Consider the following 16,885-nt stretch of genomic DNA (forward strand, 5'->3'; position numbering starts at 1 on the left):
GCTGGTTTGAACCGCAGTATGTGCATCTCATGGCATCACCTCGACTGAAAATGAAAAACGAAATTCCACGCCCTGCACGGTTTCCACCGGCAGATTGCCGCCGAATGTGACGAGCCAACGCCGGGCCATAAGGATGCGTGCGCCGTCACCGGTCAGCAGTGCAGCACCGTCACTGGTGCCGAGCGCCCAGCCTTGCGTGGTCGGATCGGGCATCCAGAACAGCAGCGATCCGCCTTTGGTGTCGCGCTGGAAGAAGCGGTCGAACCGTTCCTTGCCATTGCGATTGACGACGATAGACAGAGACACTGTGCGAGAAGCCGACGAGAAGCGACGGCGATAGCTGGTTGGACCGGCATCCGAACGGCGCTTCAGGCGCGCATCCTGGGGTGTGGATTGCCATGTTCCGCGTTCCGGTTTCGGAAGCTCTACGGGCCAGACGGGGTGCGTCATCGTCTGATCCCTCGTGGCTTGAGGCCGAATTCGCTCTGCATCGTGCGGCGCATTGGATTGCCGCGCTGGCCCACTGTTGCCGCAACCTGCTGACCTATAGCCATCGTGATCTGACGATTGCCTTTGGCGTCGGTACTTTCTTCGGTGCTGACCTCCTGACCGGAGTAATTGTTGATCGCAATGGAAACGCCAGAAGGCGCGTTAGAATTGGCGGCAACAGCAGACGGATAAACAGCACCGGCGCTGACGTAACCGCCAGTGTCGTAACCGCGCAGCAGCCCCTTGTGCATCGCGTCCAGCTTGGGAACGCCAATCTTCTGCACGGCCTTTTTCGAAAACACGAACTCATCGGCATGGACCACGCCTGCAATGTCCTTGGTCTCGCCGGGGCCGGTCCAACCGCCGACATCAAAAAGGCCGGCGCTTCCAGATGCGATGGCGCTGGCAGTCTGCGGTGAAGCGTTGAGAATGGACTGATTGAGACCACCGCCAAACATGCCGCCGAAAAGCTTGCTGAAGAAACCACCGATACCGCCGCCGCCAGCGCTGGGAGCGGATGGGAAGAAGCTGGTGAGGTTCTGGCCGAACTGGCTGAAACCGGTTCCGAGATTGCCAAGACCTTGCGCCGCGACATTGGTGCTTTGTGTTGCAGTGCCAAGTGCAGCGTTGAATTTCTGGACATAGGCAGTGCCAGACGTGCCGAGCATATCCTTTGCCGCGCCACCGCCGCCGACAGAGCCGGGACCACCGAACCACGCCTGCGCAGCACCTGACGCGCCATATTTCGAAGCGTAGCCGCCGAATATCTTCTTAAAAACGCTATCCTGCGCAGCCGAGTTACCAAGGAACTGCTCTGGTGTAAGCGACTGGCCTAGCGCCTGTTTCGTCCACGATGGTATGTTTGCGCCCATGACCTGATAGGCACCATAGGCGCGGTCGCCAGAAGCGGTGATTGGACCAAGTGCAGAATACCCGCCGCTCCCATCACTTTCTATGGACTTGATTGCCTTGGCGTAGGCATCCATCGAACCGGGAAACTGCAAAATGTTGGAATTGTCGTTCGCGGCTGTATTGCCGAGGAGGCCACCAAGACCGCCTGCCATGCCACCATTGATCATGACCGTGGCCGCGTTGACGGACATTGTGCCGACAGATTGACCGAGCGCCTGGCTAACGAGAGAAGCCGGGTCTTTATCGCCACCGCCACCAAACAGCCGCGTAAAAATACCGCCAAGCCCACCGGCATCAGACAAAGTGCTGAAGTCGGTTCCCATGATTGCGTTCTTCAGCGGGTTTTTAATCGCCAGCTCGGAAAACATGCCGGTGATATCCTTGGCAACACTTTCCAGCGCGCCGTCGATATCGCCGTTCAGAAGGCCATCAACAAGACTGTCGATGGATTGTTCGCCCGCCAGTGAAACGCGGTCCCAAGCCGCACCTTGCTTTTCAATTTCGCGGGTAAGGTTCGCCTGTTCTAACGCCAGCGCACGAATTTGACCGGCTTCACGGCTTGAGGCGGAAAGCCCCATGCTGCGAACTTTCTGTTCCGCCTCAAGCAATGCCATGGCGCGGCCACGGGTCGTTTCGTTCTCGGTGATCAGAACTTTTTCAAGCCGGAGCTGCTCCAGTTTGTCATTCTGGCCACGCATATATTCCATGACGGATGCGCGCTTTTCCTCTGCGGCCAATCCGGCATAACCGCCTTTCAGGTCGGCAATCGTCTTATTAAGTCGCTCTTTTTCCGCGCCTTCAGCAGCGGCAGCAGCGGCGATCAATGGGCGAAGCGTGGCTTCTTCCTGAAGCATCCGGTTTGCGTCGGCAGACGTAATTGCACCGGATGCCACCAGAGAATTGAGCCGCCCACGCGTCTCGACTTCCGTTTTCATATCGGAAGCCTGCGAAGATGCAGTCGCTATGGTTTCTTCCACGATGCGATTGCGGGCGCGGGCAGCTTCTATCGCGATGGTTTCGGCTGAAACTTCCTGTTCCGCCATTTGCAGGCGTGTGCGGCGCGCATCCAGTTCGGCACGCAGCAGCGGATTGCGCTCGTTAGAAATCTGGATTTCAAGGCGATCCAGTTCAGTTGAACGTTGCTGGCGATTGATCAGCGCTTCGAGCGCACGGGTCTTAGCGTCAATGGCAGTGTCGATCTGGCCGCGCTGGAAATCATCAACGCCGGTGGCATTGCGCCCGGCCCGCAGAGCCTCAATCTGATTTTGTAGTTCCTGTTGGCGCTGGCGGGAGTTATTGGCCGGTGAACTTTCAGCGACAGACAAAGCAGCGCGACTGCGGGCAGCATCTTCCGCCACCCGTTTGCGCTCTGCTGCCGCCTCATCCCGAAGGCGCTTTTCCTCGCGCAACTGATCCAGTCGCGCCGGGCTGACGAGGTTCGCGGTGCTGCCGGGATTGAGCAAGTCGAGGAAACCAAGGCCTGAAGACAGGCGTTTTTGTGCCTCTTCAGCTTCGGCAATCTGTTCGTCCAGCGTCGGGCCGGAAATACGTCGATCCAGAAAACTGCCAACGCTATCAAACGCGTTGCTGGCACCACGGGCAACCGCGTCCCACGCACGACCAAGCGCGGTTGTCGCTTCGCTGGCGTCCGCGAGCTGGTCTGGCAGCGCCTTCAGCAACACGGCCTGCGCTTCGGACTGGCGGTTCTGCGCGGCGAGATTGGTGGCATGACGGGCGGTTGCCGCGTCGATCAGGCCGTATTTCTGATAAAGTGTTTCTGCGGCTTTCGCAGGATCAGCGAACATTTCCGCAAGCATCGACCCGGCTTCAGCCGTGGTGATACCCATGGTCGCGCCAAAATCCTTGGAAATGCCGATGAGCGCTTCAAAGTTCTGCGAACCGATACGACCCGTGCGCAGAAATTGTGCTTCCATGGTTCGCGCAGTTGAAACCGAAATCCCGGCCACGCTGGCACCAGCCTGTGCGGCGGCTTCCATATCGGAGGCACTACCGGCAACTGCCCGGCCAAGGCCGGAAGCCGCTGTTTCAACTTCCTTGGAGGAGCGGAGATAACCGCTATAGGCAATCGCACCCAAGGCAACAACCGTGGTTAAACCAGCAATACCAACCGTCAACGGCGTGATGGCACGGGCAGCGCCACCGGCGATGACACGGAAATCCTTCAGTGCTTCATTCATTCCACCTTGACCGGTGTAGAGCTGAAGAACCTGCGGCAATTGCTGCGCCGCAATCATCGGCAAAGGCATTCCGCCGAAAATACCCTGTCCGATATCAAAACCCTGATAAGTCAGGTTTTGGCGGCGGTTGCGGTCACGACGCTCATTATCGTTCGCAGGTGGAACGGGCGGGACCGGTGGCGTGGGCGGAACGGGCGGTGTCGCGGGGTTCTGCGGTGATTGCGGTTGCGTCTGGCGCGGCCTGCGGCCCGGCGCTGTGGGCGTGACCGCGCCAGAGGCTTCTAGTGCACCCTGCCGTGCTTTTGCTTCCGCCTTTGTCAGCGCATTCGTGGCATCGGCATTTTTGCGGGCGGCTTCGGTGTCGCGGTTCATTGCCGCCGCTTCCTTATCGAAGGCAGCGGCGGTTTTCGTGACCTCATTTCCTAACGCGGCAACATCGTTGCGCAGTTCGTTGGTGGCATTCTTCGCAGCAGCGGCTTGCGCCCGGAAGATCAGTTCGAATTCCATTTGTCTGTTCATGCGTTGGCACCCTTCAGAACAGACAGCGCTTCAAGTTCCATCACCTGAAGATCGGCAAAGACAGCATTAGGGAATTCATAGCGGCGAAGAACGATATCGACGGCGACGTAATCCAAGCCGAGCCAAACCAGCTTTGCGGCACCCGCCAGCACCCGCCACTGCGTTTCGCAGGCGAGAAATGCGGTCACACTTTCCCAATTGGGCGCAAACACCTTGAATGCCTCGTCTTCTTCTGAAGTGATTTCGGAAGGGTCGAATTCCACGCCCATCAGCTCAAACTGAACCGCTACGTCCTCATCGAGACTTGTGACGAGGGCAGGATCGGCGCGGCCAAGTTGGGCAAAGGCCCATGCTCGCGCCGCCGTTTTCAGTTTCCCAAGCGGGCTTCGTCGCCCCTGAGACTTTCCGAATAGGCCTGATAGACACCTTGGCGGAACCAACCGATGTTGAGCGCTTGCGTCAGGGTTTCAGGAGTGAAAGCGATAGCGCCGCCGTCCTTGTCCACGACATCATCCCAATTCTTGCAGACCACAACGAGCTGCTTGACCTCGTGAGCTTCACGCTCGCGCTGTGTCGTCAGCTTTTCGTATGCTTCCTGTGCGGCGATGGCATCTTCACGAGGCTGGGGTTCGAACTGCATCTTCAGAGTGCGTTCGAGGATTTTGCCGGGTTCCTCTGGATGCGGAGCGCGAACAGTAACGGGCCACCAGTAGCTGTAGGTTTCTGCAAGAACGAATTTCATGTGGTTTCTCCTGAAGGACTTCGAAGGGTGAAAGAGGCGGACGGCTACTTGAAGGTGATTTTCAGTTCATCCAGCCCGTTGATTGCGCAGAGATCGAGCGGCAGCGAATAGTTCAGGATGCCGTCCGTCTGGCCTTGCGTCGGTTCACCGACTTCGACGGCTGGCGCGGTGATCTCGACAATGTTTCCGGGAACCGTGCCATGCGTGATCGAGAGTTCGCCGCTTTCACGGGTCAGCGCCTTATCGAACCAATTCACGGTCGCTAGCGAGCGCGCCTCGACAACGGCAGTGCCGGTGGAGGAGCGGTTGGAAATGATGACCTTTTCGTCACCGATCAGGAAGCGAGGTGTCAGCGTGTTGCCGACATCGAGCGACAGGCTCTCAGCGACAGACGGCCAGTCGTGCAACGACATTTGCGTGTTCGCTTTGCTGACATGCACGGGCTTGGCCCAACCGGCCTTGCTGACAACGGGCATAACGCCAACATCGGTAATGGTGCCAAGCATACCAACAATGGTCACGCGCCATTTCGGGTAGCTCTTCGGCTGATAGTTGGGCGCGAAATTCGCCTTGGCACCAACGAAGATGTGCTGCACCTTATCAGAGATGAAGTGGACGGATGCAGCCTCCGCGCCGTCCTCGACGATGGTGTAATCGACTTTGGTGTTGGCTGTGACGGTCTGGGCGAAGTTGGCGGCACGAAGGAGCGAGCCGTATTTAGGCGGCGTACCTGCGACCCCGGAGCCTGCCAACTCGATATCGCCTTCAAGGCGACCATAGATGCCAGCAAGAATTACACCCTGATTGCCGAGATATGGCAGCATCAGGTCACGCGATACACGTTCGCCGGTCAGTGGCGTGAACGTGACGTTAGACATGATGATGGCATCGGCAGCAGCCGGTTCGGCGTCTTCGCCCTGGGTGGTCTCAATCTTCGCAAGAATGGCGAGCTTGCGGAAAAAACGTACGTCAGACATTGCGGCCTCTTTTTACTGGAGCGGCCTTTTCGACCGGTTGCGGGATTTCAGGTTCAAAGGAGGTGACGGAAGGCTGAATGGCGGCTTCCGTAACTTTGGTGATCGCCCCGGTTTCAGGGTCGCGGACGTACTGCCCGCCGCTGGTCGGCTGGTTCATGGTGTGTCCTTGGCTGTGAGGTAACGGGACGTTTCCCAGATGCCGACGAAGATCGTCACGCCGTTCGGCATAGGGGTCGGTTCGGTGCCCACCAGTTCGCAAGGGTCGCTGCCATCGGTCGGCTCCCAGCCGGTCAGGGCGTCTTCGATTTCACCTTTGAAACGGTCAAATTCTTCAGCGCGCATCTTGCCGGTGTTATCGCTGTGATAACGGAGGATGGTCGCCACAAGGAAGCGTACCTGGACAAGCTGACGGTGGCCGGTCGCAAGTCTGTTCGGGCTGGCCTTTTCAGGCTGCGGGACAACAAATGTCGTGGTGCTTGTGCGTTGGACGCCCTTGGCAACTACGTCCAAATCTTCTGCAAATTCCACGCTATCCAGCGACGGTGCGTTAGATTTCAGGCGCTCGATAATGCTTACGAACATTTCCAGCCCCTCAAACCATGAGCGGTGAAAACTTCTTCAGGCGCGGAAAACATCACGGTGCCAGAACTGGAGGCAGGCGTTTCGACACCAGCAACCGGCAGGGAAATCAAACCTTTTGCAACGCGCTCAAGCGATGCAATGGCGCGTTTATAATCCTCTTCAACGTATTCCGGTGGACCCTGAAAGTGCAGGCGGTGGCGCGCAATATCGATTGCCCAAGTTGTGACGAGATCGGGAACGGCGACAAATGGCAGGCTGTATTTCGTGCCGACATAGCCGTTCACCAGATTGTCGGCATGTTCTAACGCTTCAGCAATCACACCGGCGTCGATCTCGCCGTCGCGGTCGCGGTCGGCAATCTGCTTGATTTCGGCCTCACCGGCGCGGGCAATCAAATCGTCAAGCGTGGCATAGGTCACGGGCGGCACCAGAGCGTTAGGAAATGGGGTGAAAAACGAGCGGGCAGATTGATTTGGCAGTCTGCCCGCTCGAAAGGTCCGGCTTGCGAGGCTTCGGAGCGGACCTTATTTCGCGGTTTTCGCAGGCTTCGGCGCGGTCGCGTCTGCCAGTTTTCGTTCGGCTTCAGCGCGGGCGGTCTTTTCGGCGGCGAGATCGGCGGAGATTTCGGCGGCAGCTTCCTCCGCCGTTTCGTAACGGCGTCGAGCCGCAGCCAGATCGCCTTCGAGAACAGCAGCTTTTTCGCTGACTTCAGTGAGCTGGTCGGTGATTTCCCGCTGTTCGGTGGCGTAACTATCAATGAGCTTTGCGTGCTCAAGGTCATATTTGACCTTGAATACCTCGATCCGATCAACGGCGGCATTTTCAACGGCTTGCTGGAAATCGCTCTCCAGAAGCGTGTCGGACATATCCAGTGCCTGCGAAAGCTGCGCGGCCAGTTCGGGGTTGATTGCCCCTGAAGCCGCGAGCTGGAGCGCAAGCGTGGCGCTGACTGTGACGGTTTTCCCTGCGGGTTCACGAACGCCATTGACCTTTGCAGGGGCAATCAACGACACCGATACGTTTTTATCGTCCATGGTCATCATCCCCTATCAGGCCGGAGCCGCGCCAGCGTTTTGGAAGAGGAAGCCGCCTTCAGCGCCGACGAGGATCGGGCGGCGCTCGACCTTGATCGGATAAATCCACGAGTCCGTGGTATTTTCGAAGTAAGGCTGGTTGACCTGCGGATAGCCGCGAAGCTCGTAGGTGTAGGCGTAGGACGGCACTTGGAAGTTGTCGCCCGTTTCCGGCACGTAGGCCAGAATGGCGTCATCACCCCAGACATCGTTTGCCAACGCGTTGTCAGCGGAGGTCTCCGGTAAGTAGATCGCAGCGCCGACTACGACTTTCTTCACTTCGAAGTAGGCCGCGAGCATGTCGAGGCTGATGCTGTCTTTCGACGTATATTTGAACTGCTCTTTGATCTTCGGGTGATTGGAAAGAGCATTCTTGGCGCCGGGGCCGAGGACGAGCGTGTTGGGATAACGCCCGATGGACTGGCGGATCACCTCTTTCGCCTCGTCAAAATCGGCCTTGGGGTTGCTCGTATCGCTCTTCCAGCGATCCGTTCCCGTCAGCGCAACTTTGTGGTTGTTGTCGTAGTTCGCGGCATTGCGGGCCAACGTCGATGCTTCAATCTCAAGATTGAGATCAACAACATCCAGCGTCATGTTGATGGCACCAGCAGCAAGGTCGATACCCGGAACACTTTGGGCTTCTTCCTGATGTTCTTCCGGCACGACGCCTTCAAGCGCATCCTGCGACAGCGACACAGGATCGGAAGCATAACCGTATTGGACACGCTTTTTGTTGGTGCCGGGAGCACGCCGCGTATTGAGAGCGCGGAAAGACTCCTTGCCGAACTTGATGACTTTCATCGAGCGGTTCGGGATGGAAACGCGGGGAAACAGTTCCTGCGAAATGAAGGTGCTGTTGCGGTAGCCGCGTGCATGGGTGGAGAGGATCGGATCAACGACCGCAGCCGTTTTGGTATTGAGAGCAGACATTCAAAGCGGTCCTTATCGAACGAGGTAGGAAACGAATTCGCCGTTTGCTGCGGCAGTGAGCGCCGTTGCGAAAGCGTTAGCGGGGGTCGCACCGGCAGCTTTGACGCCGCCGCCAGCAGCGGAAATCAGTTTTGCTCCCTTGGTGATGGCACCGCTTGCGCGGGAACGGCCCACGCCGATGGCCACCAAGGCGACGCTCATGCCGACTTCGGTAGCAGGATGCTTCGCAACGCCCTTGACCGGCTGATCGTCAGTCACGATCTTGGCGTCGTTGAAGTCGACCAAATCGCCTTCATCAAAGAGCGTGGTTGCCGTGGCAGTCAGCGACAAGATGTCGATAAAAAAGTTCATTCGGAAATCCTTCAGGTCAGGAAACGGCCTTCACGGCGTCGAGATAGGCCGTGCCGGGGTTGGACTTCTGGTAGGCTTTCGCCTTGTTGTGGGTGTCGAGCTGGTCGCGGTCCACGGTCTGGCCGTCCGCTGCGAAGGAAGCATCGCCGTCCTTGGGCAGTTCAGGGAGATCGTCGGCACCGAAGGAAACGACTTTCGGCTGTGCGGCCAGAATGTCGCGAAGTGCCTGAACAACAGGAACTTCCGCTTCGCCTTCAGCAAACGAGACGGCGGTTTCAACCGGCAAGGCGTTGAGGATCGAAACGACCTTGTCTTTCGAAACCGGCAAAAGCTTGCCGTCCGTCACCAGCGTTTCCGCAAAGGCGGCGTTATCGGCGTTGGAAAGTTCGCGTTCGCGCTTCTGGAGGTTTTCGAAACGGGTTTTGAATTCAGCTTCGCGGGCGGCGATAGCCGGATCGGGCTGTGTCACGGGCGGTTCCTTGGGTTTGGGTGATGGTGCGGAAAAGGATGGCTGGCGAACCGGCTTTTCGATTTCCATCTCCTGAAGCCATTCGATGCTGTAGGAAGGCAAAGCCTTGTCGGCGTCTTCCCTGCCAAACTTCTCGATAATGAAATCGCGCAGACCGCGCAGGAGAGAAGCGGTCTCTTCGAAACCGCGTTCGCCAAAATCAGCGCTGATCACAACGCTATCGTCGTCATTCGAAAACTGAACGTTGGTCAGACCGGTGACCGCAGGTGCCGCGCCGCCAAGGAAGCCAACATGTTTCGGATACCAAGTGCCGGGAACGGGGTTGGCGGCATGGTCAGGGCGATGGAAAGACAGAGACACCTTTTTATAGGTGCCGTTTTTGACCGCATCGGCAAAGGCAGGCGAGATTTCACCGACATTGGCAAACAGGCGATCAGCGGTGGCGTCATATTCAAAGCTCTGCGCCCAACCAAATGCCGGGGCGTCTGTCTTTGGGTGTCCAACAACCACCGGCGCTGGTGCCGTTTTGTAATCATAGGCGTCGGCCATCGCCTTCAGGTCGGCAGCAGAAAACGAAAGCTGCTGGCCATTCATCGGAATGAATGTGCCGCTGCGAAAAACCTCAATACGTGCGGTGATGGGCTTGGCGTCTGCCATGTGAACCTTCCAGTGCGATAACTGAAAGCCACATTGGGCCAAGCGAGAATTTTAAAAGAAAGGCAGTTAGTTCCGTCCCGATGTCGTGGGAGGCGCAAAAGCAGATTGCGCCATCTTATAGCGTCAATCAAGGCCGGAGCGCAATCGGAAGGCCAGACACAGGCCGCAACCACGCCGCAATCGATTTCTAACGCGCCTCTAACGCTAGGGTAGCCCGAATTCGGTATATCCGCCGCTCACAGCTAATCCAAACGTGTGAGAGGGCCGTTTGTTCGACCGTCATTCTAGTAACAGCCATTCCTCTGCCATGCGCCCGATTTCGCGTTCGTCGTCGCTCGAAACACCCACTTGCGGGCGGGCCGGAACAGTGACTTTCCGGTTTCGGCCAGCCTGACCGCCGAAGTGCAAAAGTGCCGCCTGTATCTTCGACGTGCCGATCCGCACATCGTCGTCGCTGGCGACATAATTGTAAGAACCACGCAAAGCGCCAGTGACGCGCAGAATGGTCAAAGGGCTGTTTCCGTACTTGCGCTGACGAAGTTCCCGCGTCACTGGCGACAGAGGAACCCACCGCCTGCCATCCGGGCCGCGCTCATTGTCGAAGTTGTCACCGACAGAATTCAGCAGCAGCTCACCCACGTTCTTGTAGAAGCCACGCGGATTGTTCATGCGCTCGACAAGTTCAACCAGCCGCAGCCGTGCCGCCTCGTCATCCAATGTAACCTGAAAACTGACGCCACTCATCTGTTGCCTCGCCTATTTCTTCGACCGCTGGAAAACCAGCTTGCCATTGCGTCGCACATCCATGGCCGTCATCTGATCTTGACCACGAGCAATAACCGCATTCCAGACGCGCTCACCCATTTCGACAACAAGCATGAGGCCGGATTTCCGATCAGCGCGCACATAACGGCGGGTCACAAACAGCTCGTCACCTGCATCGCCGTTATCGTCCAGCTTGCGGGCTACGCCGATCCAGATTTCGTCAGGGTCCATCATTGCTTCAGCCAAAAGCGGCGCAAGGGTGTAGTTGTCACCGGGCAGCACGGCATCGACACCACGGAAAAGCTGATCCGAGATTGAAAGCTTGTGACCGGCCTTATCCTCAAACAGCCCGGCTTGACCGAGATCGGCACCAAACGGCGTTAGGAATGAGCGGATATTTTCATCACGCGACACGCCTTCAGCCAGAGACTTGGCCTTGAAGGGCTTGGAACGCTTCAGCAGAGCATCAACCGTTTCAGCCGCGTCGATCTCGACCAGATGGAACGGGTTATCCAGCGCCACGCCGCTTTCGTTCATCAAAGCTGACGGCACAAGGCCACGCTCCCAGAGATCACCGGGCATGTAATCCCAACCGTAGCCGATGCCCTGCGGTTGCTCGATCAGCTTGCCGGAGGTCGGATCGATCAAAGGCACGGTTAGATCACCGGGAGCCGTATCAGGGCCGGTTTTGCCCCGGCGCTTCAGATCGGCAAGAGACAGTGACCGGACACCGCAGGAGCAAAGCCAATCATTCGGCGGGAAATGGGTATTCCACCACGGATGGTCATATCGCAGAATAAGACCATGCCAAGCCTGATGTAGCGGGCGAGGAATTTTCGGCTGGCGTGTTTCACCATGACGGTATTCCATAAATGGCCGGAGCTTCACAACATCCGGGTCGCGCATCTGCTTCAGGCGACCGGCCATATAGGCGGTGCGCATATTCGTTTCGAAAATGACACGGGTGCGCCAGCCGCGCTCACCCTTATATTGCCAACCGTATTGCGTGACGATCCGGTCAAAATCCTTGCGGAACTGTTCAAGTCCCGTGCCTTCTTCCATCGCCCTGGCTATGGCGTTCTGGAAGTCCGTCAGCATGTCGGTATCGGTCGCACCAGCAATGACAAAGGCGCGGTCATGGACACCACGCAAAGCATCGGTCCACGCCTTTGTGGGCTTTACGCGCTTCTGGCGGAAATACTCGATCTGTTCGCGGAACGGCTGATTGATGACATCGGCATCCGCGAATTCGGCGTCTGTCTCACCATCCAGAAAGGCGGCTTCACGCCCCTGCAATGCCGCCAGTTCTAGACCATCACCGATCTGTGTCGCCAGCGCTGAAGGAGACCAGACGGCGGCAAGGGCTAGAACCGCCCTTTGCGCTGATGCGAAGTCTGGCGCATTAAGCGCCTTGCGGATCGCCTCGAAACGGCGATTGAAATGATTCTCTACCGCCGCTTCGAGCTGATCAGATAAGGTTTCCGTCCGGCCATTTTCTTCGGCAAAACTTACGTCTTCATCATGCCGCTGGAGTTTTTTTTTAGGCTGGCCGTCAAACAGATCGTTAAACAATGAATTGCCATTGGCAGCTTTTCGGACATCGCGACCAGCCTTGCCGCCTTCCATGAAAGCAAAACGAGCTTCCACCAGCGCATCTATGGCCTTGTTCGACAAATGATCCGTAAGGCCGAACGACGTGATGAATTCGCGGGCAAACTCATCATCATCGATCTGCGAGGCAGTTTTCAACAGGCTTATCAATGCCGAGTTGATTGCTGTTGCAGCATCCGCCTTGGCTTTGCCAACGTCAGCAGCATCCTTTTCGTTCTTGGCCCGCACCCGCCAGATTTGCGGAACGCCTGCACCGGGGAAGTTGTAGTCGACAAGCCACGTCAACAAGGTTTCGCGAACCGTGCCAGACAAAAGGTCAGCATCGCTATCGACCAATAACTCCAGCATTTCGGCATGGGTTTCGGACGCTGCCCGCGAACCACTAGAGCCGATATCAGTCGTTAGAGTTTCGCCGGTGACGCGGATCGAAATCTGCTTGTCCCAGTAAGCTAAGAATTCCTGATAGCTGACAGAACCGCCACGGGCCGCTTCCAGAAACTTGATATCTGTCCCGATTGGAGCCGTCAGCGCCGAGCTGCTGCGCAATTGGCGCAACGTGTTCATCAGCTTGTTTTGCTCTTCTGGCAAAGTGCCGTAGGGCGTGAAGCCAATCACGGTCGGGCTGGCAAATTTCTCAAGGAAGTGCAGCCAGAAGGTAATCCCCTCGCGCTTGAACAACACCGGCCAAAACAAGCTGGAGCCGAGGCCAAGGCCGTACGGGTTGTTTCCCTTCACGCCAAAACGGTGGACGATGTATTTGCGCTCTGGCAGCTCCATGCCGTCGCGCATGTTCGTCCACGTCAAAAGGCGCGGTCGCCAGTCTTCACCAAATGCAAATCTGCGCTGATCGTGGGCAATTACTTTGTCTGGCACGATCCGGTTGTCTTTGCGCTTCCAGACGATTTCAGAAACCGCGAAGCCCTTCAGCGTGGCGTCGAGCAAATCTTCGCAGATGCGATCAAACGGCAACTCGCTGATAACCTCACGGCAGAAGTCGGCGGCAGCAATATCTAACGGCTTGTCAGACGCCGCCTTGATTTCCCAATTTCGGGCTACCAAGGTTTTCTTGCGCTTGTCCAGCATGGCACCAGCATGGGTGTCGCGTGCCACCTCGTCATAAATCTTGAGGCCTTTGCCGCCGCCGCGCTGAAGCAGCGTGTCATCCTGATGCTGGAGAGCGCCGCTGTAAAACGGAATGGTGATGTCGTTCTTCGCGTCGGCAATGAGCTGCGTTGCCGTGGCAGCGAGGTTCTTGCGTGGCTCAGGCGGCTTGGATTTGGTCGTGGATTTCATAGGCGGTAGTCTCCATAGCCATCGGAGCTGGTGTGATCGGAATATGCGGACTGGATGCCAAGCCCGCCCGCGCCAGCCATGCCACCGGCGTAATGCAAAGTGTTCTGCCAGAGCATGTCTAAGCAGTCCGGGCCGTCATCGTGCGCGGCGTTCGGCCATTGCTGGAGCTGGTCGATCAGGGTTTGCTGTGTGCTGTTGAGGCGGATCAAACCGGCAGCAACGGGCGGCTGAAGCCGCTCGATGCGCAAATCCTTGTCGGAAATCGGATTGATCGGAACGGCAGAAATGCCGACACCCTGCTTGGCTGCGGTCGCCATTAGCGTCGTGCGCAAGAATTCCTGAAACTGGATCGCTTCCACGAACCACAACATGCAGTGATATTGCCGCTGCATTGCGATCACGTCTGCAATAATGATGTCCGGCAGGCGCTTGCGAATAGAAGCTTCCAGCACGTCCATCGTGCCGTGCAGCCGATTGAAACCGCCAACAAGAATAGCGCTCGGATCGCGGCCCTTGCTCTTCTTTCCGAGCGACGGATCGACAGCGCCAAAATGCACGAGGTCGGGCAACCTCTGCACCCAGAAGGTCAAATCCTTGAACGGGCTGGCCTCGTTGATCGGCTTGTTCTGATACTCGGTTGCAAAGCTGTCAGGGTCGGAAGCACGTTCCAGCATGAGCTTGATGAGCGGCTGCACGGCAGGCCAGTTGACAACAGCGCCTGCGTCCATGGCGGGTTTGTTCTCGCCATAAAACGCGATTGCCGCCTCTTCGCCGTCATTATGATAAACTTCCTCGAACTGGTCCCAAAGGTCCATTCGGTCGGGAAAGCTGATAACAGCCTGAAACTCGGCAACACGCCACATGGGCGTTTTCGCAGCCCGTACAAGCACAGCATCGTAGTGCAGAACCGTTCCAACCCAAACCACGTCCATGGAACCGTCAGGCGGACCAACCTTCAAGGCGGCGCGGTTGATCCATGTTTCCAGCTTCTTGCGCTGCTCTGGTGAGCGCACGGCTTCGTCGTTCTCCAGATCGTCAAAGAACATCAGGTCGGGACGATAGGGACCATGGCGACGGCCACGGATTTTCTTGGCAGCGCCTAGACCCTCGATACGGATATTGTTGGTGGTGACGATCTCGCCTTCGCGCCAGACGCGGCCTTGCCCGGTGACTTCGGGGAAATCGTTAGAAAGACGCGGGTTTTCGGTCAGCTCGGATTTGATCGCTTCGACAAGCAAAGCCGCCTGTTCGTAAACGTCGCAGATTTCCAGAATATAACGCTTGTATCCGAGGCAAATGCAGTAGAGCGCCATGCCGAGCGACAGGTGTGTGGATTTCGAGGATCCGCGTGGCGCAATGAAAAGGTCTCTAACGCCCTTTTCGCTGGCGATGATTTCGGGGACACGGGCAAAGATCGCATGATGAAAAAGGCTATGTTCGCCTTTGACATAGTGCGGCAGATAGGTTTCGAGGAAATACTGAAAGCCGGTTTCCGGGTCTTTCACCTTTGCCAAACGTTCGGCCTTGGCCTTCGGATCGGCAGAAAAAGCCGTAACCGAAAGCTCAACCCATCTGGCGAGATCATCCGCCAGCTTGGCAAGGTTATCCTTGAAATCCTTGCTGCTGACTTTGCCCTTCAGTACCGGCCTTCTGATCATGATGCGTAACGTCTCGCGAGGCTTGCACCAAACGGCTCGATGATTTCAAGGATGGCCGCAACATGCTGCGGGAAGTTTTCGCGGACGAATTCGACCAGGTACTGCATCACGTCCTGCGCGACACCCAACTCCGAAATCTTCGGCGCGAGCTTTCCGGCGCTGGCAGTCATCTTGGTCATAGCATCGGCCAGTGCGACCAGGTGTTTGACCTTCTGATCCAATGAAAGCGCACCGGTCTTGATTTCTTCAAGCACAGCCTGCGCCATGATCATGAAATCTTCGATGACGGTCGAAACAACGGTTTCGATGCCTTCACCAGCGATGATGGAAGCGGTGCGGGCAATATCCCAATCGTCGCCAGCTTCCTTGGCGATCTTCTTCCAGCGCCCGAACGTCGCCTGACTGATATTCAAGGTCATGGCAATCGTCGCACCGGTCATACGGCGATAAACGTAGTCGGCGCGGGCCTTGCGGCGCTTATCCTGTTCACTGGACATTGAGGCCACCTTTCACAAGAAATGTCATAACAGCGAGAATGATGCCGCCGATAATCAGGCGGACAATCCAGCTCGTGTCGCTGTTGATCTTGCCAAGCGACTCCTGAATGCTGTTCATGCGCTCGTCTGTGACGGCGCTCTTTAACTCCAGATCGTTGACGCGCTTTTCGACCACATCAATCCTGTCATGGGCCTTTTCGGTACGAACACTTTGCAGATTGAGTTCCGTCACTTGGCGGCATTCCCCTGATGCGTTTTGGGAGCATCGACAGCCGCCACGGCAGCTTTTCGACGCTCCTCACAAATATTCCGGGCCGTGCGATCTGCGGCCCAATTGTCGAAAACCTGCTGTTGCGGCATGTCACCGGGAGGCTTGGCAGAAAGCTTCGGGCATTCTTCCCGCGCTTCCGGTGGCAAGGTCGGCGTTAGGTAAACCGTGCGAATGGCAGGTGGTGGCGGTGGGTTAGTCTGGGAGCAACTGGACGCGGCCACTATCAAGGCCAACAGCAGTGCCGTTCGGTAGAGCCGCATTGGCCTTCTCCAAGGTGAGTAATCTTGCGCGCTGATTGGCAATGGTCTGTGAAGCTTCTGCACTAATCCGCATGGCCTCAACCGCTTGCGTTGTTTCCCGGCGCGCCTGCATGGCGTTAGATTTTTCAATCTGCGCAGTCCAATGATTGTCCCGTTCATTGGCAGCGGCTCGCCGTGCATCGGAAATCATCGTTGCGATCTTTTCCATTCCCTTATCGAAGCTGTAGAAGCCCGCCAGAACGAGCACTGCGAAAATAAGGAAAGGCAAAAAGACCTTTGAGAAAACCGGCGCGACCGCCTTCATAAGCCACGCCGGTATCATGGGGTTTCTCCCGAAACAGCATTCGGATCGGCGCGGGGATCGAAGCCAAGAGGGGAAGGCGAAAGGTTTGCAGGCGGCGGAAACGACTGCTGCGAAGCGGCGTAGTCAAGGCTTCCGGCAAAACGGTGGACGCCAAGAAGGGTGGCAATCAGGATCATCATGGACGGAACAACGGTTCCTGCCAGTGAAACAGCATGATCGCTGCCGTTCGCGCCTTTCCAGACGAGAAAGAGAACGATGAGCCAAGCCAACCAGAACGAAGCCCAAATCTGGCGCTTGGTCATACGATAAGAGGGTTTTTCTCTCACA

Annotated in this window: 20 protein-coding genes; all 20 read right to left on the reverse strand. The window is 57.1% G+C overall.

Annotated features, from left to right (window positions below; translation table 11 throughout):
- Positions 1–27 precede the first annotated feature (27 nt).
- Complete coding sequence (locus RMR16_RS08640) at positions 28–450, reverse strand: hypothetical protein (protein WP_320200492.1); 423 nt, start codon at positions 448–450, stop codon at positions 28–30.
- Positions 447–4,118, reverse strand: a complete 3,672-nt coding sequence (locus tag RMR16_RS08645; protein ID WP_320200493.1) for a phage tail length tape measure family protein — start codon at positions 4,116–4,118, stop codon at positions 447–449. Before RMR16_RS08645 ends, RMR16_RS08640 begins: the two co-directional genes overlap by 4 nt.
- A complete protein-coding gene (locus RMR16_RS08650; RefSeq protein ID WP_320200494.1) occupies positions 4,115–4,381 on the reverse strand; it encodes a DUF1799 domain-containing protein in 267 nt (88 codons plus the stop codon). Before RMR16_RS08650 ends, RMR16_RS08645 begins: the two co-directional genes overlap by 4 nt.
- A 104-nt stretch (positions 4,382–4,485) precedes the next feature.
- The gene (locus RMR16_RS08655) at positions 4,486–4,860 is read right to left on the reverse strand and encodes a hypothetical protein (protein ID WP_320200495.1); all 375 of its coding nucleotides are present in this window, start codon (positions 4,858–4,860) and stop codon (positions 4,486–4,488) included.
- Positions 4,861–4,904: 44 nt separating this feature from the next.
- Positions 4,905–5,837: a phage tail tube protein gene (locus RMR16_RS08660; RefSeq protein ID WP_250972419.1), complete on the reverse strand. Its 933-nt coding sequence runs from the start codon at positions 5,835–5,837 to the stop codon at positions 4,905–4,907.
- Positions 5,830–5,994, reverse strand: a complete 165-nt coding sequence (locus RMR16_RS08665; RefSeq protein WP_320200496.1) for a hypothetical protein — start codon at positions 5,992–5,994, stop codon at positions 5,830–5,832. The genes RMR16_RS08660 and RMR16_RS08665 overlap by 8 nt, the downstream gene beginning before the upstream one ends.
- Positions 5,991–6,419 carry a phage tail terminator protein gene (locus tag RMR16_RS08670; RefSeq protein ID WP_320200497.1) on the reverse strand — a complete coding sequence of 143 codons (429 nt, stop codon included), beginning with the start codon at positions 6,417–6,419 and terminating at the stop codon, positions 5,991–5,993. The genes RMR16_RS08665 and RMR16_RS08670 overlap by 4 nt, the downstream gene beginning before the upstream one ends.
- Complete coding sequence (locus RMR16_RS08675) at positions 6,410–6,838, reverse strand: gp436 family protein (RefSeq protein WP_320200498.1); 429 nt, start codon at positions 6,836–6,838, stop codon at positions 6,410–6,412. The genes RMR16_RS08670 and RMR16_RS08675 overlap by 10 nt, the downstream gene beginning before the upstream one ends.
- 105 nt (positions 6,839–6,943) lie before the next feature.
- Positions 6,944–7,453, reverse strand: a complete 510-nt coding sequence (locus RMR16_RS08680; RefSeq protein ID WP_320200499.1) for a hypothetical protein — start codon at positions 7,451–7,453, stop codon at positions 6,944–6,946.
- A gap of 15 nt (positions 7,454–7,468) precedes the next feature.
- Positions 7,469–8,422, reverse strand: coding sequence for a major capsid protein (locus RMR16_RS08685; protein ID WP_320200500.1), 954 nt, complete (start codon positions 8,420–8,422; stop codon positions 7,469–7,471).
- Between the two features lie 12 nt (positions 8,423–8,434).
- Complete coding sequence (locus RMR16_RS08690) at positions 8,435–8,773, reverse strand: capsid cement protein (RefSeq protein WP_320200501.1); 339 nt, start codon at positions 8,771–8,773, stop codon at positions 8,435–8,437.
- Between the two features lie 16 nt (positions 8,774–8,789).
- Entirely contained in the window at positions 8,790–9,899 is a 1,110-nt protein-coding gene (locus RMR16_RS08695) for a hypothetical protein (protein ID WP_320200502.1), read from the reverse strand.
- 279 nt (positions 9,900–10,178) lie between these two features.
- The gene (locus RMR16_RS08700) at positions 10,179–10,643 is read right to left on the reverse strand and encodes a phage virion morphogenesis protein (protein ID WP_320200503.1); all 465 of its coding nucleotides are present in this window, start codon (positions 10,641–10,643) and stop codon (positions 10,179–10,181) included.
- Positions 10,644–10,655: 12 nt separating this feature from the next.
- Positions 10,656–13,568 (reverse strand): phage portal protein family protein, encoded by a 2,913-nt coding sequence (locus RMR16_RS08705; protein ID WP_320200504.1) that lies wholly within the window; start codon positions 13,566–13,568, stop codon positions 10,656–10,658.
- The gene (terL, locus tag RMR16_RS08710; protein ID WP_320200505.1) at positions 13,565–15,226 is read right to left on the reverse strand and encodes a phage terminase large subunit; all 1,662 of its coding nucleotides are present in this window, start codon (positions 15,224–15,226) and stop codon (positions 13,565–13,567) included. The genes RMR16_RS08705 and terL overlap by 4 nt, the downstream gene beginning before the upstream one ends.
- Positions 15,223–15,723, reverse strand: a complete 501-nt coding sequence (locus tag RMR16_RS08715) for a DUF1804 family protein (RefSeq protein ID WP_320200506.1) — start codon at positions 15,721–15,723, stop codon at positions 15,223–15,225. The genes terL and RMR16_RS08715 overlap by 4 nt, the downstream gene beginning before the upstream one ends.
- Positions 15,713–15,955 carry a hemolysin XhlA family protein gene (locus RMR16_RS08720; protein ID WP_320200507.1) on the reverse strand — a complete coding sequence of 81 codons (243 nt, stop codon included), beginning with the start codon at positions 15,953–15,955 and terminating at the stop codon, positions 15,713–15,715. The genes RMR16_RS08715 and RMR16_RS08720 overlap by 11 nt, the downstream gene beginning before the upstream one ends.
- A complete protein-coding gene (locus RMR16_RS08725; RefSeq protein WP_320200508.1) occupies positions 15,952–16,215 on the reverse strand; it encodes a hypothetical protein in 264 nt (87 codons plus the stop codon). The genes RMR16_RS08720 and RMR16_RS08725 overlap by 4 nt, the downstream gene beginning before the upstream one ends.
- Positions 16,187–16,576 (reverse strand): hypothetical protein, encoded by a 390-nt coding sequence (locus tag RMR16_RS08730; RefSeq protein WP_320200509.1) that lies wholly within the window; start codon positions 16,574–16,576, stop codon positions 16,187–16,189. The genes RMR16_RS08725 and RMR16_RS08730 overlap by 29 nt, the downstream gene beginning before the upstream one ends.
- Positions 16,573–16,884 (reverse strand): NAD(P)+ transhydrogenase beta chain, encoded by a 312-nt coding sequence (locus RMR16_RS08735; protein ID WP_320200510.1) that lies wholly within the window; start codon positions 16,882–16,884, stop codon positions 16,573–16,575. The genes RMR16_RS08730 and RMR16_RS08735 overlap by 4 nt, the downstream gene beginning before the upstream one ends.
- Between the last annotated feature and the right edge of the window lies 1 nt (position 16,885).

It is taken from the genome of Agrobacterium sp. rho-13.3 (assembly GCF_033957765.2).
GTDB lineage: Bacteria > Pseudomonadota > Alphaproteobacteria > Rhizobiales > Rhizobiaceae > Agrobacterium.

Bases quoted from the DNA above. Each gene is read 5' to 3' on its own strand.
- RMR16_RS08690 (WP_320200501.1), bottom strand. From the start codon at position 8,773: ATGAACTTTTTTATCGACATCTTGTCGCTGACTGCCACGGCAACCACG.
- RMR16_RS08705 (WP_320200504.1), bottom strand. From the start codon at position 13,568: ATGAAATCCACGACCAAATCCAAGCCGCCTGAGCCACGCAAGAACCTC.
- RMR16_RS08670 (WP_320200497.1), bottom strand. From the start codon at position 6,419: ATGTTCGTAAGCATTATCGAGCGCCTGAAATCTAACGCACCGTCGCTG.
- RMR16_RS08640 (WP_320200492.1), bottom strand. From the start codon at position 450: ATGACGCACCCCGTCTGGCCCGTAGAGCTTCCGAAACCGGAACGCGGA.
- terL (WP_320200505.1), bottom strand. From the start codon at position 15,226: ATGATCAGAAGGCCGGTACTGAAGGGCAAAGTCAGCAGCAAGGATTTC.
- RMR16_RS08655 (WP_320200495.1), bottom strand. From the start codon at position 4,860: ATGAAATTCGTTCTTGCAGAAACCTACAGCTACTGGTGGCCCGTTACT.
- RMR16_RS08680 (WP_320200499.1), bottom strand. From the start codon at position 7,453: ATGGACGATAAAAACGTATCGGTGTCGTTGATTGCCCCTGCAAAGGTC.
- RMR16_RS08665 (WP_320200496.1), bottom strand. From the start codon at position 5,994: ATGAACCAGCCGACCAGCGGCGGGCAGTACGTCCGCGACCCTGAAACC.
- RMR16_RS08660 (WP_250972419.1), bottom strand. From the start codon at position 5,837: ATGTCTGACGTACGTTTTTTCCGCAAGCTCGCCATTCTTGCGAAGATT.
- RMR16_RS08730 (WP_320200509.1), bottom strand. From the start codon at position 16,576: ATGATACCGGCGTGGCTTATGAAGGCGGTCGCGCCGGTTTTCTCAAAG.
- RMR16_RS08695 (WP_320200502.1), bottom strand. From the start codon at position 9,899: ATGGCAGACGCCAAGCCCATCACCGCACGTATTGAGGTTTTTCGCAGC.
- RMR16_RS08685 (WP_320200500.1), bottom strand. From the start codon at position 8,422: ATGTCTGCTCTCAATACCAAAACGGCTGCGGTCGTTGATCCGATCCTC.
- RMR16_RS08700 (WP_320200503.1), bottom strand. From the start codon at position 10,643: ATGAGTGGCGTCAGTTTTCAGGTTACATTGGATGACGAGGCGGCACGG.
- RMR16_RS08715 (WP_320200506.1), bottom strand. From the start codon at position 15,723: ATGTCCAGTGAACAGGATAAGCGCCGCAAGGCCCGCGCCGACTACGTT.
- RMR16_RS08645 (WP_320200493.1), bottom strand. From the start codon at position 4,118: ATGAACAGACAAATGGAATTCGAACTGATCTTCCGGGCGCAAGCCGCT.